This is a genomic window from Burkholderia sp. 572 (assembly GCF_040545135.1).
GTDB classification, from domain to species: domain Bacteria; phylum Pseudomonadota; class Gammaproteobacteria; order Burkholderiales; family Burkholderiaceae; genus Burkholderia; species Burkholderia cepacia.
This window is the reverse complement of sequence record NZ_JBEPLH010000003.1, coordinates 158,735-183,041: the sequence shown is the minus strand read 5'-3', so window position 1 is coordinate 183,041 and position 24,307 is coordinate 158,735. Positions and strand designations below refer to the sequence as shown.

18 protein-coding genes are annotated in these 24,307 nt (G+C 68.9%); 6 read left to right on the top strand and 12 right to left on the bottom strand.

The genetic code is table 11. The features are described 5' to 3' along the window. Nucleotides 1-5: 5 nt before the first annotated feature. From ABIC51_RS07055 to ABIC51_RS07040, 4 genes are all read right to left on the bottom strand, one after another. Nucleotides 6-1,517, bottom strand: a complete 1,512-nt coding sequence (locus tag ABIC51_RS07055) for an efflux transporter outer membrane subunit (protein ID WP_354006408.1) — start codon at nt 1,515-1,517, stop codon at nt 6-8. Nucleotides 1,518-1,522: 5 nt separating this feature from the next. Beyond that, nucleotides 1,523-2,752, bottom strand: coding sequence for an efflux RND transporter periplasmic adaptor subunit (locus tag ABIC51_RS07050; protein ID WP_226128343.1), 1,230 nt, complete (start codon nt 2,750-2,752; stop codon nt 1,523-1,525). A 56-nt stretch (nt 2,753-2,808) separates the two neighbouring features. Then, complete coding sequence (locus tag ABIC51_RS07045) at nt 2,809-5,976, bottom strand: efflux RND transporter permease subunit (protein ID WP_119338612.1); 3,168 nt, start codon at nt 5,974-5,976, stop codon at nt 2,809-2,811. 228 nt (nt 5,977-6,204) lie between these two features. Next, a complete protein-coding gene (locus ABIC51_RS07040; protein ID WP_059814227.1) occupies nt 6,205-6,960 on the bottom strand; it encodes a Crp/Fnr family transcriptional regulator in 756 nt (251 codons plus the stop codon). A 168-nt stretch (nt 6,961-7,128) separates the two neighbouring features. Between ABIC51_RS07040 and ABIC51_RS07035 the strand changes: the two genes are divergently transcribed. Next, on the top strand, nt 7,129-8,781 hold the full coding sequence (locus ABIC51_RS07035; RefSeq protein WP_226128347.1) for an acyl-CoA synthetase: 1,653 nt from the start codon (nt 7,129-7,131) through the stop codon (nt 8,779-8,781). Between the two features lie 44 nt (nt 8,782-8,825). Here ABIC51_RS07035 and ABIC51_RS07030 read toward each other — a convergent pair whose 3' ends face one another. From ABIC51_RS07030 to ABIC51_RS07015, 4 genes are all read right to left on the bottom strand, one after another. After that, nucleotides 8,826-10,817 carry a methyl-accepting chemotaxis protein gene (locus ABIC51_RS07030; protein WP_027791495.1) on the bottom strand — a complete coding sequence of 664 codons (1,992 nt, stop codon included), beginning with the start codon at nt 10,815-10,817 and terminating at the stop codon, nt 8,826-8,828. A 137-nt stretch (nt 10,818-10,954) separates the two neighbouring features. Continuing rightward, nucleotides 10,955-11,386, bottom strand: coding sequence for a YqaA family protein (locus ABIC51_RS07025; RefSeq protein ID WP_226128349.1), 432 nt, complete (start codon nt 11,384-11,386; stop codon nt 10,955-10,957). 77 nt (nt 11,387-11,463) lie between these two features. Further along, complete coding sequence (kch, locus tag ABIC51_RS07020) at nt 11,464-12,639, bottom strand: voltage-gated potassium channel protein (protein ID WP_059694969.1); 1,176 nt, start codon at nt 12,637-12,639, stop codon at nt 11,464-11,466. Between the two features lie 121 nt (nt 12,640-12,760). Further along, on the bottom strand, nt 12,761-13,408 hold the full coding sequence (locus tag ABIC51_RS07015) for a LysE family translocator (RefSeq protein ID WP_226128351.1): 648 nt from the start codon (nt 13,406-13,408) through the stop codon (nt 12,761-12,763). A 285-nt stretch (nt 13,409-13,693) separates the two neighbouring features. On the opposite strand from ABIC51_RS07015, the gene ABIC51_RS07010 reads away from it, so the two are divergent. Then, on the top strand, nt 13,694-14,176 hold the full coding sequence (locus tag ABIC51_RS07010; protein ID WP_021159229.1) for an Lrp/AsnC family transcriptional regulator: 483 nt from the start codon (nt 13,694-13,696) through the stop codon (nt 14,174-14,176). A gap of 833 nt (nt 14,177-15,009) precedes the next feature. Here ABIC51_RS07010 and ABIC51_RS07005 read toward each other — a convergent pair. Then, nucleotides 15,010-16,659, bottom strand: coding sequence for an IclR family transcriptional regulator (locus ABIC51_RS07005; protein ID WP_226128353.1), 1,650 nt, complete (start codon nt 16,657-16,659; stop codon nt 15,010-15,012). Between the two features lie 177 nt (nt 16,660-16,836). On the opposite strand from ABIC51_RS07005, the gene ABIC51_RS07000 reads away from it, so the two are divergent. The 3 genes from ABIC51_RS07000 (at nt 16,837) to ABIC51_RS06990 (ending at nt 20,769) form a co-directional block, all read left to right on the top strand. Beyond that, complete coding sequence (locus ABIC51_RS07000) at nt 16,837-17,796, top strand: MBL fold metallo-hydrolase (protein ID WP_059683417.1); 960 nt, start codon at nt 16,837-16,839, stop codon at nt 17,794-17,796. Between the two features lie 180 nt (nt 17,797-17,976). Further along, nucleotides 17,977-19,332, top strand: coding sequence for an MFS transporter (locus ABIC51_RS06995; protein ID WP_226128355.1), 1,356 nt, complete (start codon nt 17,977-17,979; stop codon nt 19,330-19,332). An 87-nt stretch (nt 19,333-19,419) separates the two neighbouring features. Then, on the top strand, nt 19,420-20,769 hold the full coding sequence (locus ABIC51_RS06990) for an MFS transporter (RefSeq protein ID WP_060372045.1): 1,350 nt from the start codon (nt 19,420-19,422) through the stop codon (nt 20,767-20,769). Nucleotides 20,770-20,790: 21 nt separating this feature from the next. Here the strand turns inward: ABIC51_RS06990 and ABIC51_RS06985 are convergent, their stop codons facing one another. Both ABIC51_RS06985 and ABIC51_RS06980 read right to left on the bottom strand, forming a co-directional pair. After that, entirely contained in the window at nt 20,791-21,087 is a 297-nt protein-coding gene (locus tag ABIC51_RS06985) for a hypothetical protein (RefSeq protein ID WP_059694959.1), read from the bottom strand. A 137-nt stretch (nt 21,088-21,224) separates the two neighbouring features. After that, nucleotides 21,225-22,580: a sensor domain-containing diguanylate cyclase gene (locus ABIC51_RS06980; protein WP_404842216.1), complete on the bottom strand. Its 1,356-nt coding sequence runs from the start codon at nt 22,578-22,580 to the stop codon at nt 21,225-21,227. A 150-nt stretch (nt 22,581-22,730) separates the two neighbouring features. Here ABIC51_RS06980 and ABIC51_RS40840 point away from each other — a divergent pair, with 150 nt between their 5' ends. Continuing rightward, nucleotides 22,731-23,078 carry a hypothetical protein gene (locus tag ABIC51_RS40840; RefSeq protein WP_404841819.1) on the top strand — a complete coding sequence of 116 codons (348 nt, stop codon included), beginning with the start codon at nt 22,731-22,733 and terminating at the stop codon, nt 23,076-23,078. Between the two features lie 294 nt (nt 23,079-23,372). Here ABIC51_RS40840 and ABIC51_RS06975 read toward each other — a convergent pair whose 3' ends face one another. Then, entirely contained in the window at nt 23,373-24,173 is an 801-nt protein-coding gene (locus tag ABIC51_RS06975; protein WP_027791505.1) for an SDR family NAD(P)-dependent oxidoreductase, read from the bottom strand. Nucleotides 24,174-24,307 lie beyond the last annotated feature (134 nt).

Sequence of the window (24,307 nt, the reverse complement as noted above, 5' to 3'; positions counted from 1 at the left end):
TCCGGTTAAGGGCCCGGGGGCGCTGGCGCCGGTGCCGGGGCGGCGGCGACCTCGGCCGGCGCCGGGCCGCTTGCCGCCTGGCCGTCCCAGCCGCCGCCGAGCGCCTTGGCGAGAAACACGACGAGCGCCGCGCGCTGGCCCTGGATCTGCACGGCCTGCCGTTCGCTCGTCAGCAACTGCTGCTCGGCCGTCAGCACGTCGATGAACGGCGTCAGGCCGCCCGCGTAGCGATCCTGCGCGAGCGACACGAGCTTGCGCGCGTCGTCGACGGCCGCGGAGGCCTGCTGCGCGGCCTCCGCGAGCACCGACAACCCGGTGACCGCATTCTGCACCTCCTGGAACGCGGTGAGCACGGTCTGCCGGTAATTGGCCTGCGCGGCGACATAGCCGGCCTGCGCGAAATCGACGCCGGCCTTCAGCTTGCCGCCTTCGAACAGCGGCTGGCTGAGCGACCCGCCGACCGACCACAGCAACGCCGGGACGGTGAACAGGCCGGCGAAGCGCGTCGCGTCCCAGCCGATGTCGGGCGACAGCGTGATGCGCGGGAAATACGCGGCGCGCGCGACGCCGATCTGCGCATTCGCGGCGGCCATCGCGCGCTCGGCCGACGCGACGTCGGGGCGCCGCTGCAGCACGTCGCTCGGCAGGCCGGTCGGCAGCGCGGGCGCATTGATCGGCACGACGCGCGGCGCGATCGAGAAGGTGGGGGCCGGCGTGCCGACCAGTGTCGCGATCGCGGCTTCGACCTGCACGCGCTGCTGGAGCAGCAGCTGCGCCTGGGTGCGCGTCGCGTCGAGCTGCGCGCGCTGCTGCAGCAGGTCGAGGCCCGACACCGCGCCGAGGTCGTGCCGCGCGCTCACGTAGTCGAGCGCCTTCTGCTGCAGGTCGATCGAGCGCTTGACGACGTCGATCTCGGTGTCGAATTCGCGCAGTGCGAAATAGCTCGACGCGAGATCGGCGGTCAGCACCAGGCGCGCGTTCGCGAAATCGTCGCGCGCCTGTTCGGTGGTGGCCTGCGCCGATTCGACGCTGCGCCGCACGCGGCCGAACAGGTCGAGCTCGTAGCTGACGCTCGCGCCGACCTGGACGTCGTTCTGCACGGTCGACGCGCTCTGCGTCGCGTAGTTGGTCTGCGGCCGGTCGGCCGAGATCTTGAAGCGCTGGCCGCTCGCGTTCAGGCCGACGGCCGGATACTGCGCCGAGGCGACCGACGCGAGCGTCGCCTTCGCCTGGTCGTAGCGCGCGGCGACGGCCTTCAGGTTCTGGTTGTTGCGCAGCGCCTCCACTTCCAGCGCATCGAGCTGCGGATCGCCGAACGCGGTCCACCATGCCGGGTCGAGCGGCGCGCGGGCCGGCGCGGCCGGGTGCCAGTACGCATCGGCCGGATCGAGCCGCCACGCGGCCGGCGTGGCGACTTCGGGCCGCCGGTAGTCGGGGCCGACCGTGCAGCCGGCGAGGGCGGCGGCGAGCGCAACGGCGGTGGCGGAGACGGCGGCGGGCCGCCGGCGGATGCGCATCGCGATCACGACTTCGCCTCCGCGGCGCTCGATGCCGGCTTCGCGGCCGGCGCCGAGACGATCGCCTGATCGCCGTTGGCGAGCGCGTCGCTCGGGTTCGTGACGAGACGGTCGTTCGGCGTGAGCGGGCCGTCGACTTCGAGCGTCTGCCCGATCGTGCGTACGACCGTCACCTGTTTCAGGCGCACCTGGCCGTTCGCATCGACCGTCGCGACCGTCGGGCCTTCGGCGCGGAACAGCAACGTATTGGCCGGCACCTGCAGGCGGCCGACCGGCGTCATCGGCAACGTGGCCTGCACATAGGCGCCGGGCAGCAGCCGCCCGTCCGGGTTCGGCAGCGTGATCTCGATCTGCAGCGAGCGCGTCGCGACGTCGATCGCCTCGGACGTGCGCGTGATCGTCCCGTCGAACGTCCGGCCCGGCAGCTCGGCCTGCGCGACGCTCACGTGCTGGCCGACCTTCACCTGCTGCGCGTACGCCTGCGGCACCTGCACGTAGAGGCGCAGCCGGTCGGCCTGCACGACCGTGAACAGCGAACGGCCCGCGTTGCCGGAGCTGACGAGATCGCCGACGTCGACGTTGCGCTGCGTGACGATCCCGTCGATCGGCGCGACGATCCGCTGGAAGCCTTTCAGCTCGGTGAGGCGGCGCATGTTCGCGTCGGCCGCGGCGAGGTTCGCGGTGCCCTGGTTGAACGCGCCTTGCCGGTCGTCGAGTTCCTGCTGCGAGACGGCATCGCGCTGGCGCAACTGCTGCGCGCGGTCGAACGACGTCTTCGCGAGCGCGAGCGCGGCTTGCGCCTGCTGGCGCTGCGCGGTGGCCTGCGCGAGTTCCTGGTTCAGCTCGGGCGTGTCGAGTTCGGCGAGCACCTGGCCCTGCTTCACGTGCGCGCCGATGTCGGCCTGCCAGCGCAGCACGTAGCCGCTCGCGCGTGCATAGATCGGCGCCTCGACGAAGCCGCGCAGCGTGCCGGGCAGCGACAGCTTGCCGCCGGTGGCCGCATCGACCGGATGCGCGATGGTCACGTACTGGCGCGTGTTCTGCTCGGCGACCGTGTCGAGCCGGTTGCGGTTCAGCACGTTGACGACGATCGTGCGCGCGGCGCCGGCGGCCAGCAGCACGCCGATCACGATCAGGACGATGCGTCCGCGTCGCGACACCGACGTGCGTGTCGGCAGGTGCATGCCGTGTTCGTCCACCTGGATGCCGACGGCGCTGTGATGTTTCTCTTCCATGAATTCAACCAATTCAACCGGGTAGTGGGACGAAAGGGGACGAAACGGGACGAAAGTCAGTGTCCGGCCTGGCGCGCGCGCCGGCGGGCCAGCCGCGCATGCACGCCGCCGAACACGAGCGGCACGAACAGCAGCGTCGAAACGGTCGCGAACAGCAGCCCGCCGATCACCGCGCGGCCCAGCGGCGCGTTCTGCTCGGCGCCTTCGCCGAGACCGAGCGCCATCGGCACCATCCCGATGATCATCGCGAGCGCTGTCATCAGCACCGGCCGGATCCGCGTCGCGCCGGCCTCCAGCGCGGCCGTGAGCGGCGGCGCGCCGGCTTCGAGACGCTGGCGCGCGAACGACACGACCAGGATGCTGTTCGCGGTCGCGACGCCCACGGTCATGATCGCGCCCGTCAGCGCGGGCACGCTCAGGTGCGTGCCGGTGATGAACAGCATCCACACGATGCCGGCGAGCGCGGCCGGCATCGCGCTGATGATGATCAGCGGGTCGAGCCACGACTGGAAATTGACGACGATCAGCAGGTAGACGAGCACGATCGCCATCGCGACGCCCGCGCCGAGGCCGAGGTACGACGTGCGCATCGTCTCGATCTGGCCGCGCATGGTCAGCTCGGTGCCGCGCGGCAGCGTCGCGCGCGCGTCCGACACGATGCGGTCGATCTCGCCCGCGACCGCGCCGAGGTCGCGGCCCTCGACGCTCACGTACACGTCGATCGCCGGGCGGATGTTGTAGTGCGTGATCACGGCCGGGTTCGCGGTGCTGCGCACCTGCACGAGGTTGCCGAGCAGTTGCAGCGGCATGCCCGTGCGGCCGCTCGCCGAGATCGGCGTGCCGAGCAGGTCGTCGACCGACGAGATGTTGTATTGCGGGGTCTGGATCTGCAGCGGGTACTGGACGCCGGTGCGCGGGTTGATCCAGAACGACGGCGTCGTCTGCGAGCTGCCGGACAGGGAGATCAGCATGTTCTGCGCGACGTTCTGCGCGGAGAGATTGAGCTGCTGCATGCGCGTACGGTCCATGTCGGCCAGCAGGGTCGGCTCGTCGTTGCGTTGCAGCACGTGCACGTCGACGGCGCCGGGGATTTGCCTGAACTTTTTCATCAGGCTGCTCGCGATAGTCATGTTACTCGCGAGATCGTTGCCGAGCACCTGCAGGTCGATCGCGGCCGGTTGGCCGAAGTTGAGGATCTGCGTGATGATGTCCGACGGCTGGAAGAAGAACTCGACGCCCGGGAAGCGCTCGGGCAGCACCGTGCGCAGTGCCTGCACGTAATGCTGGGTCGCGCGGTGGCCGGGCTTCAGCGCGATCAGCAGCTCGCCGTCGAGCGTGCCGATCGTGCCGGCGTTGCTGTACGACAGGTTGATGCCGCTCACTGGGAGGCCGAGGTTGTCGACGATCGCGCCGAGCTCGTCGGGCGGCACGGTTTCGCGGATCACGCGCTCGACCTGGTCGGCGAGGCGCGCGGTTTCCTCGATCCGGTAGCCGGTCGGCGCGCGCATGTGCAGGCGGATGTTGCCCGAATCGGCGTTCGGGAAGAAGTCGCGGCCGAGCACGAACACGAGGCCGGTCGACAGCACGCAGAAGCCGAGGAAGCACGTCGCGTAGAAGCGGCGGCGCACCAGCAGGATGCTGAGCAGCACGATGTACCACGCGCGCAGCCGCTCGAACGCTTCGTTGAACGCGTGATGGATGCGTGCGAAGCGCGACGTCGAACGATCCGGGCCGGCGCTCGCCTGCTGCGGGCGGAACAGCAGCATCGCGAGCGTCGGCACCAGCGTGCGCGACAGCACGTACGACGCGAGCATCGCGAACACGACGGCTTCCGCGAGCGGCACGAACAGGAAACGCGCGACGCCCGTGAGGAAGAACATCGGCACGAACACGATGCAGATGCACAGCGTCGACACGAACGCGGGCACCGCGATCTCGCCGGCGCCTTCGAGGATCGCGTCATGCAGGTTCGTACCGAGATGCAGGTGCCGCTCGATGTTCTCGATCGTCACCGTCGCATCGTCGACCAGGATCCCGACCGCGAGCGCGAGCCCGCCGAGCGTCATGATGTTGATGGTCTCGCCGAGCGCGGACAGCGCGATCAGCGACGTGAAGATCGACAGCGGAATCGAGATCGCAATGATCAGCGTGCTGCGCCAGTTGCCGAGGAACAGCAGGATCATCATCGCGGTCAGCACGGCGGCGATCAGCGCTTCGTGGATCACGCCCTGGACGGCCGCGTCGACGAACACCGACTGGTCGAACAGCGGCGTGATCGTGAGCCCTTCGGGTAGTGTCGGGATCACCTTCGGCAGCAGCGCCTTCAGGTCCGACACGACCTTGAGCGTCGACGCGTCGCCGCTTTTCAGGATCGAGATGAGCACGCCGCGCTGGCCGTTCTGGCGCACGACGTTGGTCTGCGGCGCGAAGCCGTCGCGTACCGATGCGACCTCGCGCAGATAGGTCGTCGCGCCGTTGACGGTCTGGACCGGCAGGTTGTTGATGTCGGCGACCGTATCGGCCGACGCGTTGGTGTCGATCCGGTATTCGGTCTGGCCCATCTTCGCGGTGCCGGTCGGCAGCACGAGGTTCTGCGCGTTGACCGCGTTGACGATGTCGGCGGGGGTGAGCCCCTTCGCGAGCAGCGCCTGCGGATCGAGGTCGATCGCGACCACGCGCGTGCGGCCGCCGTACGGGAACGGGATCTGCACGCCCGGCACCGTGATCAGCTGCGGGCGCAGGAAGTTGAGCGCGATGTCGGCGAGCGACTGTTCGCTGAGCGTCTTGCTCGACAGCCCGAGCTGGATCACCGGGATGCTCGAGGCCGAATAGGTGATCACGAGCGGCGGCGTCGCGCCCTGCGGCATCTGCCGCACGATCGCCTGCGCGGACGAGACCGTCTGCGCGATTGCCGTCTGCACGTTCGCGCCCGGCTGCAGGAACACCTTCACGACCGCGATGCCGGGCAGCGACGTCGATTCGACGTGCTGGATGTTGTTGACGGTCGTCGTCAGGATCCGCTCATGCACGGACGTGATGCGGTTCGTCATCTCCGTCGCGGAGAAGCCGCTGTAATTCCAGATGACGCTGATCACGGGGATGTTGATCGCGGGCAGCACGTCGACCGGCGTGCGCATCAGCGCAAGCGGGGTGGCCAGCACGATCATGATGGCCATGACGATGAACGTGTAGGGGCGCCTGAGCGCAAGATTGACGATCCACATGGAGGCAGCGGGACAGGCGGTGATCAGGCGTCGGTGAAGGGAACCCGCATGATAGGCGTCGGCGTGGAACGGGTTACTGTCGCGAAACTGGCGGAATTGTCAGGTTGCGGCGGGGCGGCCCGGCGCCGATTCGGCAGAGGAAACGCCGCAGGCGCAGCCGGCCACAAAACGGCCGCGATACCGGACGGGCCGGCTGCACCTGCGGCGGTTCCGCTCATGGGCCCGCGCTCAGATCTGCTCCATCCCGACACGCGCGAGCGCCCCCAGATCGACGACGTCGATCTGGTTGTACGCGAGCCGCAGCACGCCGAGTTTCTCGAGCTGCTGCAGCGCCTGGTTGATCCGCTGCCGCGACACGCCGACGAGCATCCCCAGTTCCTCCTGCGAGATCGACAGCGACGGGCCGGTGTCCGGGTACAGGTCGGGATTGAACAGCTGCGCGAGCGACTGCGCGACGCGTGCGTCGACGTCCAGCAGCCGGCTGTTCTGGATCGACGCGATGAATTCGCCCATCCGGTTGTTCAACTGATGAATCACGAAGCGCGTGAACGGCAGGCTCGTGTCGAGCAGCGCGTGGAACGTGTCGACCGGCACGAACAGCACGGTCGAGCGCTGGATCGCGACGACCTCGTACTTGCGCAGTTCGCGCTTGATCACGCTGCCTTCACCGAACCAGCCGCCCGACGGCACGCCGGAGAACGTGCAGCCGCGCCCGGACGCGTTGAAGATCGCGAGCTTCAGCAGCCCGCGATGCACGCCGATCCAGTATTCGGACGGCGCGAGCCGATGGGCGATCACGTCGCCGGCCTCGCACTGCTCGACGCGCGATTGCGCGAGCACGAGCGCCTGGTGTTCGGGCGCGAGCGTGCGGAACCACGCGCACTGGCCGAACAGCGTGGACAGCGCCGGCAGCGGGCCCGGTGCGGAAAGGGCGTCGGCCGGGTGGGCGGGCGCGTCGGGCGGGGCGGCGAGAGGGTCGTGCATGGGTGCGGGTTTGCGAGGATAGGGATAACGCGCAGCGCGGGAAAGGCACTCTGTCGTTTCGATGACAGACGGCTCACAATAGCGCCCGTTAGGCTGTCGGCAATTGAACCACATCAAAACGATCCGGGGTGGAAGCGCCCCGGTCGACAGAACACGGGAGACAGGATCATGACGCAGATGTTCGAGGCCGGACTCGGCCGCCGCGACGCCAATTACGTGCCGCTCACCCCGATCGACTTCCTGGTCAGGACGGCCGAAGTCTACGGCGAGCGCCTCGCGATCGTGCACGGCGACGTGCGGCGCACCTGGGGCGAGACCTACACGCGCGCGAAGCAGCTGGCGAGCGCGCTCGCGCGGCTCGGCGTCGGCCGCGGCGACACGGTCGCGGCGATGCTGCCGAACATCCCGGCGATGGTCGAGGCGCACTTCGGCGTGCCGATGGCCGGCGCCGTGCTGAACACGATCAACACGCGGCTCGACGTGTCGTCGGTGCTGTTCATGCTGCGCCACGGCGAGGCGAAGGTGCTGATCGTCGACACCGAGTATGCGGAATTCGCGCATCGCGCGGCGCTCGAGGTGCCGGGCCTGAAGATCGTCAGCGTGGCCGATGCGATGCCGGCGGACCCCGCCCGCTTCGCGGGCGCGACCGACTACGAGGCGCTCGTGGCAAGCGGCGACGCCGACTACGCGTGGACTCCGCCCGCCGACGAATGGGACGCGATCGCGCTGAACTACACGTCCGGCACGACCGGCGATCCGAAGGGCGTCGTCTACCACCATCGCGGCGCGTATCTCGCGGCGATCAGCAACATCCTCGAATGGGACATGCCGAAGCATGCCGTCTACCTGTGGACGCTGCCGATGTTCCACTGCAACGGCTGGTGCTTCCCGTGGGCCGTCGCGGCACGCGCGGGCGTGAACGTCTGCCTGCGCAAGTTCGACGCGAAGACGGTGTTCGACCTGATTCGCCGCGAACGCATCACGCACTACTGCGGCGCGCCGATCGTGCAGAGCGCGATCGCGAACGCGCCGGCCGAATTCCGCGCCGGCATCGACCACACGGTGCACGCGATGGTGGCGGGCGCGGCGCCCGCGCCGGCCGTGATCGCGAAGATGAAGGAGATCGGCTTCGACCTGCTGCACGTGTACGGGCTGACCGAGGTCTACGGCCCGGCGACCGTGTGCGCGAAGCAGGCGCATTGGGAGGAACTGCCGGATGAGGAGCGTGCGCGGCTCAATGCGCGCCAGGGCGTGCGCTACCACCTGGAAGCGGGCGCGACGGTGCTCGATCCCGACACGATGGCGCCGGTGCCGGCCGACGGCGAGACGCTCGGCGAGATCATGTTCCGCGGCAACATCTGCATGAAGGGCTACCTGAAGAACCCGAAGGCGACCGACGACGCGTTCCACGGCGGCTGGTTCCATACCGGCGATCTCGCGGTGCTGACGCAGGACGGCTATATCCGGATCAAGGACCGCAAGAAGGACATCATCATCTCGGGCGGCGAGAACATCTCGAGCATCGAGGTCGAGGATGCGCTGTACCGGCATCCGGCCGTGGCGGTCGCCGCCGTCGTCGCGATGCCCGACCCGAAATGGGGCGAGGTGCCGTGCGCGTTCGTCGAGCTGCGCGAAGGCGCGAGCGCGACCGAAGCGGAGATCGTCGCGCATTGCCGGCAGTTGCTCGCGGGCTTCAAGGTGCCGAAGGTCGTGCGGTTCGGCGAGCTGCCGAAGACGTCGACCGGCAAGATCCAGAAATTCCAGCTGCGCAATGCGGTCGGCTCGGACAAGGCGATCGACCTGGCGGGCGACAAGAAGTAGGCGAGCCGCCCGGCCGCGGCCGATCGTCCGTCGTCCGTCTCCGGTCACGCGTCCCGCTCGAGGCGGAACACGCTGACCGCATCGGCCAGCTGCGCGGCCTGGTCGCGCAGCGCGACGGCCGCGCGTTCGGCGTCCGAGATCAGCGAGGCATTCCGCTGCGTCGCGTCGCCGATCTGCGTGACGGCCAGGTTCACCTGTTCGATGCCGGTCGATTGTTCGCGCGACGCGGCGCTGATCTCGCCGATCAGCGTGCTGACCTGGTCGACGCGCGCAACGATGTCACGCATCGTGCCGCGCGCGGCGTCCGCGATCCGGTAACCCTGTTCGACGGTCGTCGACGATTCGGCGCTCAACGCGTCGATCTCCTTCACGGCAGCCGCGCTGCGCTGCGCGAGCGTGCGCACCTCGGCCGCGACCACCGCGAAGCCCTTGCCGTGTTCGCCCGCGCGCGCGGCCTCGACGGCCGCGTTCAGCGCCAGGATGTTGGTCTGGAACGCGATGCCCTCGATCGTGCCCGTGATCTCGGCGATCCGGCGTGTTGCGCGGCCGATGTCGTCCATCGTCGCGACCACGCGCTGCACCGCGGCGTCGCCGTTCGTCGCGGCGGCCGACGCGTGGGCGACCAGCGCGTTGGCCTGCGCCGCGTGCTCGGCGCTCTGCTGCACGGCGGCGGTGATCTGCTCCATGCTGGCGGCTGTCTGTTCGACGCTGCTCGCCTGCGTCGCGATCCGCGCGGCCATGTCGCCGCTGCCGGCCGCGATGTCGACGGTGCCGCGCGCGATGTCGGCCGAGCTGTTGCGCACCTGCTCGACGATCCGGGCGAGGCCGTCGCCGATCCCGTCGACGGCCTGCACGAGCCGGCCGATCTCGTCGTTGCCGGCGTGGCCCGCGTGGCCGCGCATGGCTGCGTCGTCGCGGATGCGCACGCTGAGATCGCCCGCCGCATAACGCTCGGAGGCGCGTGCCGCCGCATCGAGCGGCCGGCTCACGACACGGCGGACCACGATGACGAACAGCGTCGCGAACGCCGCGACGAGCAACGCGCCGATCATCAGGAAGCGGTTGCGGGTGGCGCGCATGCCGGCGAGCAGTTCGTCGTCGAGCGCGATGCCGCCGACGAGCCATTGCCACTGCGGAATCGTCGTGAACGACACGAATTTCGCGGTGGGCCCGCTGTCGTGCGCGGCCGGGTCGGTCGACGTGTATGCGAGCTGTCCCGCGCCGGCCGCGAGCATCTGCGCGTACGGCGCGCGCGTGTCGTCGGCAGGCGCGCCGGCCGCATCGGGATGCACGACGAAGGTGCCGCGCGACGGGCCCTGCGATGCGTCGAGCACGAAGTAGTAGCCGTTGCTGCCGATCTTCAGCGAGCGGATGCCGTCCTCGACGAGCTTGAGCTCGGCGCCGATGTCCAGGCCGACGAACAGCGCGCCGATCACGCGGCCGGTCGCATCGGTCACCGGCTTGTATTGCGTGACGTACGGCCGCCCGAACAGCTTCGCGAGGCCCGTGTACACGCGTCCGGCGACGAGCGGGGCGTACGCGGGGCCCGCACGGTCGAGCTTCGTGCCGACGGCACGCGCGCCGTCCTGCTTCTTCAGCGATGTCGTGATGCGCACGAAATCGTCGCCGTCGCGCGCGAAGATCGTCGCGATCGCGCCGCTTTTCTTCAGGAACTGGTCGGGAATCGAATAGTCGAGGTCGAGCGGCTGGCCGCCCGCGAGGAGCGTCGGCGCGGCGACGCCGCCGATGTCGACGGTGCGCGCCGGGTCGATCGAGAACTCGGCCGGCAGGAAGCTCGCGAACAGCGACATCGAGCGATCGGCTTCGGCGGTCAGCGCCTTGTCGAACAGGTCGACCATCGCGCGGATCGACTGCTCGTTGTCGGCGATCCGCAGGTGCGCTTCTTCGGCGAGTTGCCGGCCGGCGAAATGGGCGAGCGTCCATGCGAACACGGTAAACAGCAGGGCGACGAGCGCGCACGCCAGCGCGGCAAGACGCGCGCCGACGCTCACCCGGCCCAATTGGGTCAATCTCATGAAACTTCCTGAGTGGGGAGGGAGAGGGGCGGAACGCACGCGTCACCGCTGATCGACCTTAATACGGCAGCAGCGGCGAATTCTTTAGCGGCGCGTCGTCGATGGCGACGCCGGCAGGTGCGGCGGGAACGCGGCTGTCAGTGCGTGACGAGCCACGCGACGGCCAGGTAACGGCCGACCTTCGCGATCGTCACGATCGCGAGAAAGCTCGGCAGCGGCTCGCGCAGCACGCCGGCGATCATCGTCAGCGGATCGCCGATCACGGGCGCCCAGCTGAGCAGCAGCGACCAGCGGCCATAACGCGCATACCAGCGCTCGGCGCGCGCGAGCGCGGCGGGCTTGACGGGAAACCAGCGGCGCTCGCGGAAGTGCTCGATGCCGCGCCCGAGCGCCCAGTTGATCGTGGAGCCGGCGACGTTGCCGACGCTCGCGACGAGCACCAGCGCCCATACGGGTTCGCGCCCGGCGAGCAGCAGGCCGGCGAGCACGGCTTCGGACTGGAGCGGGAACAGGGTCGCGGCGACCATCGACACGGCGAACAGGCCGCCGTAAGTGAGCAATTCGGACATCGCGCGATTGTACCGGGCGCATGCCGGCCGCCGCGGGTCACGCGGTCACGAGGCCATGCGGTCACGGGCCCGACAGGTCATGCGGCATCGGCCGTGCCGAACAGCAGGTGCGAGATCATCGACTTGTCGACCGGTTCGTCGTTGAGCGTGCTCGCGAGCAGTTCGCCCGCGAGCTGCTGCGGCGAAAACACCATGTCGGGCTTCAGCAGGCGCAGCCGTTCGAGGTTGCGCTGCTGGTTCACGAGCGCGACCGTGCGGACCGACGGCGCGATCTCACGGATCGCGAGGATGATGAACGCGTTCTCGGCGTCGTCGGAGCGCAGCGCGAGCACCGCGCGCGCGGTCGCCGCGCCGGCGCTTTCGAGCACCGCATGGTCGGTCGCGTCGCCGACGATCAGGTCGGTCGCCGCCGCGTAGTTGTGCTCGACGCCGGCCGGCACGACGACGGTCACCGCGTAGCCGCGCTTGCGCAGCCCGTCGTGTACCGCATGCGCGACGGGCGTCGCGCCGACGATCAGGAAATGATGCTTGCGGATCACGTTCGAAATGCCTCCCTTGACGATCCGTTTCAGATTGCCGCCGATCACGGGGCCGACGACCGCGCTGATCGACGTCGCGAACACCGTGATGCCGAGCACGATCACCGAGGCGGTGAACAGGCGCGCGGTCGGCGCGTGCGGAACGATGTCGCCGTAGCCGACCGTCGACATCGACACGATCGAGAAATAGACGGCGGTGGCGAGGTCGTGGACGGGCGGCGTGAATTCGTCGCCGAGATACAGCACGCCGAAGGTGGCGTAGATTAGCAGCGACACGATGCTGAGCAACGCGAACAGGCTGCTCGCGGCGATGCTCGCGCGGTCGAAATGCCGCCAGTAATAGAGCAGCGCGACGACCAGCACGGCCGTGTAGGCGAACACGCCGTGGCTCGGATAGCCGCCGAGCGCGCTGAGCGCGGCGGCCGCGACCAGCAGCAGGATCGACAGCACCCACGCGACGCGCGCACGCAGCAAGATGCCGATGGCCATGGTCGCGAGGCCGGCCGCGATCACGACCTGCGGCAGCACGACGAGCCCCGCGTTGTCGACGAGGTTCAGCGCATCGGCGAGCCACGCACCGTGGCGGCCGAGCTTCGCGTTGTCGACGACCGGGCGCAGCACCATCAGTGCATCGAGCGCGAGGAGAAGGGCGAGATACCAATGCAGGCCGATCGGCGCGAACAGGCGCCGCAGGCGGGTAGTGACGTGCTTCATTCAGTCGCCCGGCAGGCCGGGCATGTCCAACGAACCAGGCGCTACCCTAAAGCATTCCGCGATTGGCTGCTTTTTCGCGGGGCCCGGCGGCGGTGGCGACGACGTGCGCAGCGGCGGCCGTTCAGTTCCAGCCGGCCATGATCGCGCCCATCCCGACGAGCAGCCCGCCCGTGACGCGGTTCATCGCGCGCATCCGCGCGGGCCGCTGCAGTGCGCGGCTCAGCCGGTGCGAGAACAGCGCCATCGACGCGACGCCGCCCGCGAACAGCACCGCGAAGGTCGCCGAGAGCAGCAGGAACTGCTGGTTCAGGCTCCAGTCGGCGTCCGGGACGATGAACTGCGGGAAGAACGACGGGAAGAACAGCAGCGTTTTCGGATTCAGCCCCGAGGTCGCGAGGCCGCGCCAGAACAGCGCGCGATGCGAGTCGGTCTCCGGCGTTGCCGTCCCGGCGGGCCCGGCCGCGGTCGCGGGCGCACCGGCCGGCGTGCGGCTGAGCCATTGCTTGCAGCCGAGCCAGACGAGGTAGGCTGCGCCGGCCCAGCGCAGCACGGTCAGCGCGTGCTCGTCGAGATGCACGAGCGAATTCAGGCACAGCGCGGTCAGCGCGAGTTGCAGCAGCACGGCGAGCGTGCCGCCCCAGACGCACGGCAGCGCGCGGCGCCATCCGGCGCGCAGCGCGTGGTTCATGGTGAGGAGGTTGACGGGGCCGGGAGCGTAGACGAGAACGGCGGAAGCAGCGAGAAACGAGAGGTAAAGCCTGAACGACATGACGGGTAGGGCAGGAACAGGAACACGGGCGCCGAAGCCGCGCGGCCGGATAGGCGCGCGGGCGGCGGGGAATCGCATGCCTGCTGGCCGGCACCGCAACTCGTGATTGCGGCCGTGCGTCCCGCTGCGAAGGGGTTGTCGCGGGGAGCGTGCCGGACAACAGGCATGGGGAAAAATATATCAAGGGGCCGGATTAAAAGGCTTCCGCATTTCCACACAAACCGACACAAATCCGGAATGTCGTTCAGATAGAATCGCGCTTTTCAGTAGAAGATTCTTCCTGCCATGGCCACACGTGAACGCTCGCCGAAAACGCTCGACAGCCAGGACCGCAAGATCCTGGGTGCACTGCAGAAAAATGCGCGCCTGTCGAACGCCGAACTGGCCGAACAGATCGGCATGTCGACCACCGCGTGCTGGAACCGCACACGGCAACTCGAGGTGGACGGCTACATCGACGGTTATGTCGCGCTCGTCAACCAGCGGAAGCTGGGTTATGCGGACATCGTGATCCTCGAAGTCACGCTCGATCGCCACGAGGACGACGCGCTCGCCCGCTTCGGCGAGGAGCTCGCCGCGCTGCCCGAGGTGCTCGAGGCGTATCTGGTGTCGGGCGAGTACGACTACTGGATCAAGGTCGCGGTGGACGGCACGGCCGGCTACGAGCGCTTCCTGCGCGAAAAGCTGTACAAGATTTCGAGCATCCGTCACAGCCGCTCGATGTTTGCACTGCGCTGCATGAAGGACGTGCCGTCGATTCAGGTGTGAGGAAGGCAGGGGTGAGATGCGGCCGTCGTTGAAACGACGGCGCTTGTGGCTGCGCGTATGCGCGGAGAAAGCCGGCGATCGGGCGGAGGACAAGGTGCGCGGCGCGGTTCGGTACCGCCGCCGGCAACGCGGATGAATCTTCCGTCCGCGATGGTCCGGCCTTCCCACGTGCTGGCTGGATAACGGCTGCCCGCCCGGGCAACCGTCAGACAGAACCGCGCCGAAGCCGATTCGATACCGCGTCGACGCGGATTGCCGCCGGCATCGGCTTCAAAGCGACCCCGACACGCTCCCGACACCGGGAGCGCATTCAACCGGGGCAACTCTTGCCGGTTTCCACGTTGTTTGCCGCGCCAGGCGTTGCCGGGTGCCGCGGCCTTGTGGCGCGCATCCGGGCAAGCGGATCAGGACGGCATCGTGCGGCCGGCTGTTGGCCGGTCGTACCGCTCAGCGCGGCAGGCGTGCGTGTGCTTCAGCGATGACTTCGCAGGTCTCGAGGTGGAGTGCCCAAGCTTCTGCAATCAGCTCGCCCACACGTGCGAGCCAGCCAGCGGATTCGGTGGAACGGTCGGAGACATTAGACGTTTGCATGACGAAGCCCCATATAGGTGGCGAGTTAGGGATAACCCTAATCATAGCGAAACGCCTCCGCCTTGTGAAATGCGATTTCGTTATATGAGAATTACTGACAATTTGTGTTGCTGCTTCGCAACATGAATATCGGGTGCCTTGGCGCGGCCGTGCCGGCGCGACGAGGCCGTGCCGGCACGGCCTCGCATCGAACAAGAGAGGGGATTCGGGCGCTGCGGAGGATGGCGGAAGCGGGCGTCGGCTTACGGGCCGATCCATCCGAACCGCCACGACAGCCGTCGCGTCGCGGCGAGCAACGCCTGCGCGAGATCGCTGTCCGGCCCGCGCGGGAAGCCGCGCGACGAACCGATGATCGCGATCACGAGCCGGATGCTGCCGGTGTGATCGAACACGGGCGCGGCGACCGTCCCGATGCCCGGCACTGGCGCGTCGAACGCGAAATCGAGCGCGTCCGCGCGGATCGTCGCGAGCCGCGCCCGGAATGCGTCGTCGGTCGGCGGGGCGATGCGGCCCGCGAGGCGCACGGGCTCGTCGGCGAGCAGGTCGGTCAGCACGTCGTCGGACATGCCGGCCGCGAAAATCCGGCCGATCGCCGTATTGACGAGCGACATCACGGTGCCGACCTGAAGGCTCACGTGCTGCGGCCGCGCCGATTCCTCGAGGCGGATCACCGTCGGGCCGAGCGGCCCGAGCGTCGCGGCCGCCACGCTCATGTCGGTCGCGCCGGCCAGCGCGACGATCTCGGCTTCCGCGTCGCGCGTCGGCGACACGCGCTGCATCGCGATCAGGCCGAGCGCCTGCCCGAGCGGGCCGCCGCCGAAGCAGCCGGTGTCGTCGCGGCTCAGCAGGCCGATCTTCTGCAGGCTGACGAGATGCGGAAAAGCCTTCGCGGCCGGCATGCCGGCCGCCGCCGCGAGATCGCGCAGCGGCAGCGCGCGGCCCGCCGACACCAGCGCGAGCAGCAGTTCGCCGGTGCTGTCGAGCGCGTTGATCCCGCGCTGCGCCTTCGCATCGTCGGCCAGCGCGGGCGGCACGCGCGGAGCGGCCGGGGCTGCGCCGGGTGCGGGCGGCGGGGCATCGTGCGCCGCGCCGAGCGATGCGCTCGCCTGCCGTGCCGCGTCGCGCAGTGCCGCCGCGATCGGGCCGTCCCACGCGACGTCGATCGAGCCTGTCGAACCGATCACCGTCAACGCGAGCTGCAGCGCACCCGCCGCGTCGAACACCGGCACGCACATCGCGCTGACGCCGGGGCTCGGCAGGTCGACGCCGCGCTCGATCCCGCGTGCGCGGATCGCGTCGAGTTCGGCCTGCGGCACGCCGGTGTCCGGCACGGGCTGCTCGCCGCCCGCAAGCGTGTCGGCCGCGCCGGCCTGGCTGGCGGCCATCGCGCGGAGTTGCGCGGGGTCGCCGAACGCGCGGAACACGCGGCCGGTGGCCGTCGTGTCGAGCGACATCACCGAACCGACATGCAGGTTCACGTGCAGCGGATAACCGCCGTGCTCGATGCGCACGATCGTCGGCCCGAGCGCGCCCGGCACCGACAGCGCGACGCTCAGGCCGACCGCTTCCGCGAGCCGCGCCGCGTGCGGCAGCGTCGCGCGATAGGCCGGCTGGCGCTCGATCGACATCAGCCCGAGCCGCAGCGACAACGGGCCCGGCTCGTAGTTGCCGGTGAGCGCGTCGCGCTTCACGAGCGCGAGCCGGGTCAGGCTGACGAGATAGGTGTGCGCCTGCGCGGTCGACAGGTCGGCCGCCGCGGCCAGCTCGGACAGCCCGAGCGGCTTGCGCCGGCGCGCGAGCGCGTCGAGCAGCCGGCCGCCGACCTCGACACTCTGGATCCCGCGCTGCGCCTTGGGCGGCGCATCGTCTGCGCTGACTTCGTGGTTCTGCACGCGATGATTCTTCCGTTGACGAAACCCCGCATGGTATCCGACGCCATTTATCGCGCCAGCCCGCAGGTTTACCCTTATTAGACAATAGCAAGCGACTTTGTCATTGACAAATATTCGGCGCGGGAAGATGATCCGCTCACTCCCCTCAACACATGGCTCGCAGCCACGGAACGCAACATGGCCAAAGCATTCGCCTCCCAAGCCGATCTGGAAGAGAAGAAAGTCACCTGGACGAAGCTGTCCGAGAACGCGTACGCGTACACCGCCGAAGGCGACCCGAACTCGGGCGTGATCATCGGCGACGACAGCGTGCTGATCGTCGACACGACCGCGACGCCCGCAATGGCGCAGGACCTGATCGCGAAGATCCGCAGCGTGACCGACAAGCCGATCAAGCACGTCGTGCTGTCGCACTACCACGCGGTGCGCGTGCTCGGCGCGTCCGCGTATTTCGACGAAGGCGCGCAGCACGTGATCGCGAGCCGCGGCACGTACGAGATGATCGTCGAGCGCGGCGAGGCCGACATGAAGTCGGAGATCGAGCGCTTCCCGCGCCTGTTCGCCGGTGTCGAGACGGTGCCGGGCCTGACCTGGCCGACGCTCGTGTTCGAACGCGAGATCACGCTGTTCCTCGGCAAGCTCGAGGTGAAGATCATGCACGTCGGCTCGGGCCACACGAAGGGCGACACGATCGTCTGGATACCGTCGCAGAAAGTGCTGTTCTCGGGCGACCTCGTCGAATACGACGCCGCGTGCTACTGCGGCGATGCGCAGCTCGAACAGTGGCCGGCCACGCTCGAGGCGCTGCGCGCGCTGAACGCCGAGAAGCTGGTGCCGGGCCGTGGCCCCGCGCTGCTGAACCCGGCCGAAGTGAACAAGGGCCTCGACTACACGAAGGATTTCGTCACGACGCTGCTCGCGCAGGGCCGCAAGGCCGTCGAGCAGAAGCTCGACCTGAAGGCGTCGATGGCGCTCACGCGCGAAGCGATGGACCCGAAGTTCGGCCACGTGTTCATCTACGAGCACTGCCTGCCGTTCGACGTGTCGCGTGCGTTCGACGAAGCGAGCGGCATCACGCATCCGCGCATCTGGACCGCGCAGCGCGACAAGGAAATGTGGGCCGCGCTGCAGGACTGAGCGGCTTGCACAGGCGGGGTGTCCGACAGGGCGCTCCGCCTTTTTTCTGAAGCGGAGACCGGCCGCGGCGTTCCGCCGTCTTGCCGTCCGCCGTGATCCGAGCTCACTAGAAAGCAGGGCGCACGTACGCCCTGGGAGACGGCTGCGCGCCCGAATCGCGCAGCCTGTTTGGAGAGAGACATGCCCCAATCGCTTCATGCCGAAGCGACGCTCGCGCACGCGAGCGCTTCGGCTTCCGCTTCCGCATCCGCCGCCACGGACGACGCGCTGCTGTTCCGCAAGATCGCATGGCGGATCGTGCCGTTCCTGTTCCTCTGCTACGTCGTATCGTTCCTCGACCGCATCAACATCGGCTTCGCGCAGTTGCAGATGAAGCACGATCTCGGCTTCAGCGACGCGATGTACGGCCTCGGCGCCGCGGTGTTCTACGTCGGCTATGTGTTCTGCGAAGTGCCGAGCAACATGCTGCTCGCGCATTTCGGCGCGCGCCGCACCTTCACGCGGATCATGCTGCTGTGGGGCATCGCGTCGACCGGGATGATGTTCGTGTCGCAGCCGTCGCATTTCTATGTGCTGCGGTTCCTGCTCGGCGTGTTCGAAGCCGGCTTCTTTCCCGGCATCGTGCTGTACCTCACTTACTGGTTCCCCGCGAACCGGCGCGCGGCCGCGATCTCGGTGTTCTTCGCGGGCGTCGCGGTGGCCGGCGTGCTCGGCGGCCTGATGTCGGGCTGGATCATGCGCGACATGGGCGGCGTGCTCGGCCTGCACGGCTGGCAGTGGATGTTCGCGATCGAAGGCGCGCCGGCGATCCTGCTCGCGTTCGCCGCGTTCACGTTCCTGGTCGACCGGCCGCAGGATGCCACGTGGCTCACGGCCGATGAAAAGGCGCGGGTCGCCGCGCTGTGCGCCGACAGCCGCGGCCACGGCCACGCGCACGACGGGCGCAGCCTCGTGGCCGCGCTCGCCAATCCGCGCCTGTACCTGTTCGCGTTCATCTATTTCTCGCTGACCTGCGCGTCGCTGACGCTCAACTTCTGGATGCCGCTGATGATCCGCGATTTCGGCGTGACCGACGTCGTGGCCGTGAGCCTGTACACGGTCGTGCCGAACGCGGTCGGCGCGGTGGGGCTGGTCCTGATCGCGCGCCGTTCGGACCGGACCGGCGAGCGCCGCAAGCACTTCGCGTGCTGCACGATCGGCGGCGGGATCGCGCTCGCCGCGCTGACGCTGCACCTGCACAGCTTCGCGGCGATGCTCGCGTGCCTGTCGATCGCGGCGACGCTGATCTTCGCCGCGCTGCCGATCTTCTGGGCCGTGCCGACCCGCTACCTGTCGGGCAATGCGGCCGCGGCCGGGATCGCGCTGATCAGCAGCATCGGGATCACGAGCGGCATCGTCAGCCCGTGGGTGATCGGGATGATCCGCACGCGCACCGGCAGCATGGATCTCGCCGTGTATCTGCTGGCCGCGTTGCTGGTGGCGAGCGGCGTCGCGCTGATGCTCGGCGTGAAGGGCGAAGCCGCGCCGCGCGACTGAACGCGCAACGGCCGGTCGCCGCGCGCGGGCGGCGGCGACCGGCACCCCCTGTTCGCCCCGTACCCGAATCCATCGAGGAGACGATCGATGTCAGCCCCTCTTCAAGCCGATGCCGCGCGTGCCGTCGCGTCCGGCGCCGCTGCACCGGACGACGACGCGCTGTACCGGCGCATCGGCATGCGGATCGTGCCGTTCCTGTTCATCTGCTACATCGTGTCGATCCTCGATCGCAGCAACATCGGCTTCGCGCAGTTGCAGATGCGGCAGGATCTCGGCCTGACCGACGCGATGTACAGCCTCGGCGCCGTGCTGTTCTTCGTCGGTTACGTGCTGTTCGAGGTGCCGAGCAACGCCTTGCTGCGCCGCTTCGGTGCGCGCCGCACGTTCGCGCGGATCATGTGCCTGTGGGGCGCGGTGTCGGTCGCGATGATCACCGTCGACAGCGCGAAGCATTTCTACGTGCTGCGCTTCCTGCTCGGGCTGTTCGAGGCCGGGTTCTTTCCGGGCGTGGTGTTCTACCTGACGTACTGGTATCCGGCGCGGCGGCGTGCGTCGGTGCTGTCGATCTTCTACGCGGGCGTCGCGGTGGCGGGGATGGTCGGCGGGCTGCTGTCGGGCTGGCTGATGCGCGGGATGTCGGGCGTGCTCGGGCTGCACGGCTGGCAATGGATGTTCGCGATCGAGGGCGCGCCCGCGATCCTGCTCGGCGTGATCGCGTGGTTCTGGCTGTGCGATCGCCCCGAGCAGGCGCGCTGGCTGTCCGACGCCGATCGCCAGCGGCTTGCGGCCGACCTGGCCGCCGACCGCGCCGGTGCCGCCGGTGTCGATACGCCGGCGCCGCATTCGCTGCGGCAGGTGCTGGCCGAACCGCGCACGTACCTGTTCGCGTTCATCTATTTTTCGCTGACCACCGCGCTCCTGATGCTGCTGTTCTGGATGCCGCTGATGATCCGCGAATTCGGCATCCACGACGTCGTGCAGATCAGCCTGCTGTCGGTCGTGCCGAATGCGATCGGCGCGGCCGGCCTGATCGCGATCGCGCGGCGTTCCGACCGCAAGCGCGAGCGGCGCAGGCACTTCGCGGCATGCGCGTTCGGCGGCGCGGTGGCGCTTGCGCTGCTGACGCTGCACCTGCCGAGCATCGTCGCGATGATGGCGCTGCTGTCGGTCGCGGCGATGCTGATCTTCGCTGCGCATCCGGTGTTCTGGGCCGTGCCGTCCGCGTATTTCTCCGGCGCGGGCGCGGCCGGCGGGATCGCGCTGATCAGCAGCATCGGCGTGTCGAGCGGCATGATCACCCCCTGGCTCGTCGGGCTGATCCGCACGCGAACCGGCAGCATGGATCCGGCGATGCTGATGATCGCCGCGCTGTTGGCCGCGTGCGCGGTCGCGATGCTGCTGGGGGTGCGGGCGGTGCCGCGTGCGGAGGCGGCGTGACGCCGGCGGCTGCGGTGCGATTCAGTGGAAGGACAGAAACAGCCCGGGCAGGACGAGCAGGCCGTGCAGCACCAGCGCCCCGTAGATCACGCCGCCGCGTGCCCGCAGGTCGATCGACAGGCAGGCGATCGCCGCGATGACGCCGATGGCCGAGAGGCCTGCCGCCCAGAACAGTGAGGTAATCAGCACGCGAACGCCGGCGTACGGATCGTCCATCGAACTGGCGAACACGTAGCCGATCAGAAGCGCCAGCAACTCGACGAGCGCGACGACGAGCAGACCTGTCGCGATTCGCGCGGTTCGTTTGGCATTGTCCATGGCAAGTCGTGGTGAGGGGAGCAAGGGGCGCAAGTCTACACGATCGGTTTCGAACCGGTCGCGCAACGGGGGGCGGGAAATCGGGCGGCGGACGCGGCGCGGATGTCGCCCGGCGTGCCGTCGCGCCGTCGCGTCGGCTACGCCCGATACACCTCGATCCGGTTGCGGCCGCGTTCCTTCGCGAGATAGAGCGCCTTGTCGGCGCGTGACAGCGGCTGGTACGCGCCGAAGTCCGACGCCCGCATCGCGTCGATGCCGATGCTGACGGTCAGCGTGACCTGCTGGTCCTCGTGCATCAGCCGCGCCTCTGTCGCGCGTTGCTGCACGCGCTGCGCGAATGCCAGCGCGGCGTCGAGATCCGCCTTCGGCAGCACGACCGCGAATTCCTCGCCGCCGACCCGGCCGACGATCCCGTCGGGCCCGGTTTCCGCGAGCAGCAGCCGCGCGAAATGCCGGAGCGCGCGATCGCCGACCGGGTGGCCCCAGCGGTCGTTCAGCGCCTTGAAGTGATCGAGATCGAGCATCAGCACCGCGGCGGCCAGGCCGGTCGTGCGCACGTTGCGCAGCGCGGCTTCGCTTTGCCGCATGAACGCGTGGCGGTTCGACAGTTGCGTCAGGTGATCGGTCGTGGCCATCCGGTGCAGCTCGGCCTCGATGTGCTTGCGGTCGGTCGCGTCGGTGATGAAGCCGTGCCACACGGTGCCGCCGTCGGCCGTGCGCTGCGGGCGTGCATCGCCTTCGCGCCAGCGCAGGCCCTGGCCGGGCAGCAGCACGCGATATTCGAGGCGCCACGGGGTCAGCCGCACCGACGAGTCGTGCAGCGACAGCCGATAGGCGACCAGGTCGGCCGGATGAATCCGCGTCTCGACCGCCTCCGCACTGTGGGCGACCTGCTCGGGCGTCAGTTCATAGATGTCGCTGACACCCGCGCTCGCGTAGGTAAAGAAGCGGTGCCCGTCGGCCGTTTGCCGCAGCTGGAACACGAGCCCGGGAACCTGGTCGGTGAGATCCGTGACGAGCGCGGCCGAGTCGCGCAACCGCGTGGCGAGCTCGCGCAGCGCGGTGATGTCGGTGGTCGTGCCGACCATCCGGAGCGCGCGGCCGTAGGCGTCGCGGGTGATCACCTTGCCGCGGCTGCAGATCCATTTGTAGGTGCCGTCCTTGCAACGGATGCGGTGCTCGACCGCGTAGCGGTCGGTGCGGCGCTCAAAGTGCGCGAGCATCGCGGCTTTCACGTCGTCGACATCGTCCGGATGCAGCCGTTCGTATGCATCCTCGATCCGGGTGCCGAGCTCGTGCGGCGCGTAGCCGAGCAATGCCTTCCAGGCCGGCGAGTAATGGATCTCGCCGGTTTCCACGTTGCGATCCCACACACCGGTGCCGCTTTCGGTGAGCGCGAGCGTGGTCAGCGTGCTGTGTTCCTCGACGATGTCGAGCCGTTCGCGCAACGCGGCGGCTTCGATCGCGCGGCAAAGCGCGCTTGCCGCCAGCATGGCGAGGTCGCGGAGCAGCGTGCGTTGCGTGGCGTCGAGCGAGCGTTGCGCATCGTCGACGACGCACAGCATGCCCAGTGTCGCGCCATCGGGCGCGGCCAGTTCGCAGGCTGCGACGATCCGCGGCGCGTGAGGCGGGCCGCCGTCGCGTTGCCCGTTCGCATTCGCATTCGCGTTCGTGTCGTCCGGCGCGAACCGCGCATCGGCGGCCGGACCCGGCTCGACCCGGGGTGGCAAGCCATCGGCGAAAAGGGGATCGGGCAGCGCGCCGTCGACGGCGAGCACGCGTGGCGCATCGGCATCCGCGTGCGCAATGAACGCGCCGGCGGCACCGAAATGCGCCCGCGCGACACGACAGACGGTGGCCAGTTCCGGCACGGGCGGGAGCGCGGGCTGAAGGTCGGCCGAACCGCGCGCGGAGGCCGGCGCGTCGCCGGTCTCGGTGATGAACATACGGACCCGCATGGTCGAGTTTGCAACGGACGATTGCCCTCGTGATCGGACGAATGCCGGTCGGACGAGGCCGCTTGGGGACTGCAATCGCAGAGCTTACTGTTGCGCGGAATGTGTGGCAAGCGAACCGGAATCGTCTGTCGGTATGCGCGATTGGCGTCGATCGGGAAAGAATCCGGTGCATGTTTCGGCAGACGAATCCACCGATCGGCACGCGCCGGGAAACGTGCCCCGGAACCCGGGATGATCGTCAGCGAATCGCTGCCTGTCACCGGGTTCCGCAGCGCGCCCCTGGAGGGCGACGCGCTTGCTGCCTTCGACCTGCGGGACGTCGGGCGGTCAGCGTGCCGTCGCGTAGCGCGGCGCGGGCGTATCGGCCGACAGGTGCGGGGCCATCGTGCGGCGCGCGGCCTCGTAGGCGGCCCATTCGTCACCCGCATGCAGCGACGGGATCGTCACGAGTTCGCCGCGCTCGAAGCCGATCAGCGCCGCGTCGACCAGGTCGGACGCCGACATCACGATTTCCTTCGGCAGATGCTCGAGCGGCAGGCCGCCCGTCTGCCAGAAATCGGTGGCGGTCGCGCCGGGCAGCACGGCCTGCACCTGCACGCCCTTGTCGGCGAGTTCGTGATGCAGCGACTGGCTGAACGCGAGCACGAACGCCTTCGTGCCGCCGTACACGCCGTTCAGCGTTTCCGGCGAGATCGCGACGATCGACGAAATATTGATCACCGCACCGCGGCCGCGGGCGACGAAGCCGGGCACCGCCGCGTAGGTGAGGCGCGTGAGCGACGTCACGTTCAGGTCGATCATCCGGGTCATCGCGTCGACGTCGCTGTCGAGCAGCGGCGCGTGCGTGCCGACGCCCGCATTGTTCACGAGCAGCGTGATGCTCGCATCCTGCTTCAGCTTCGCCTCGACGGCGGCGAGCGCCGCGCGGTCGTTGAGGTCGGCGTCGACGATCTCGACGCTGCGCTGCGTGTCGTTCGTGATGCGTTCGGCGAGGGCGGCCAGCCGGTCGCGGTTGCGGGCGACCAGGATCAGGTCGTAACCGCGGCGCGCGAGGCGGTCCGCGTAGACGGCGCCGATGCCCGACGAGGCGCCGGTAATGAGGGCGGTACCGCGATGTGCTTGCGTCATGATGTGCTCCGTTTCGATGGGATTGGCCGGATGGCGTGAAGCCATTCTGGCCGTGAATCGCTGTGACACAAATGACGTAGATGGGTATGATTCAGGACATCGGGCCAATTCACTGGCCGGGGAAGGGAGAACGC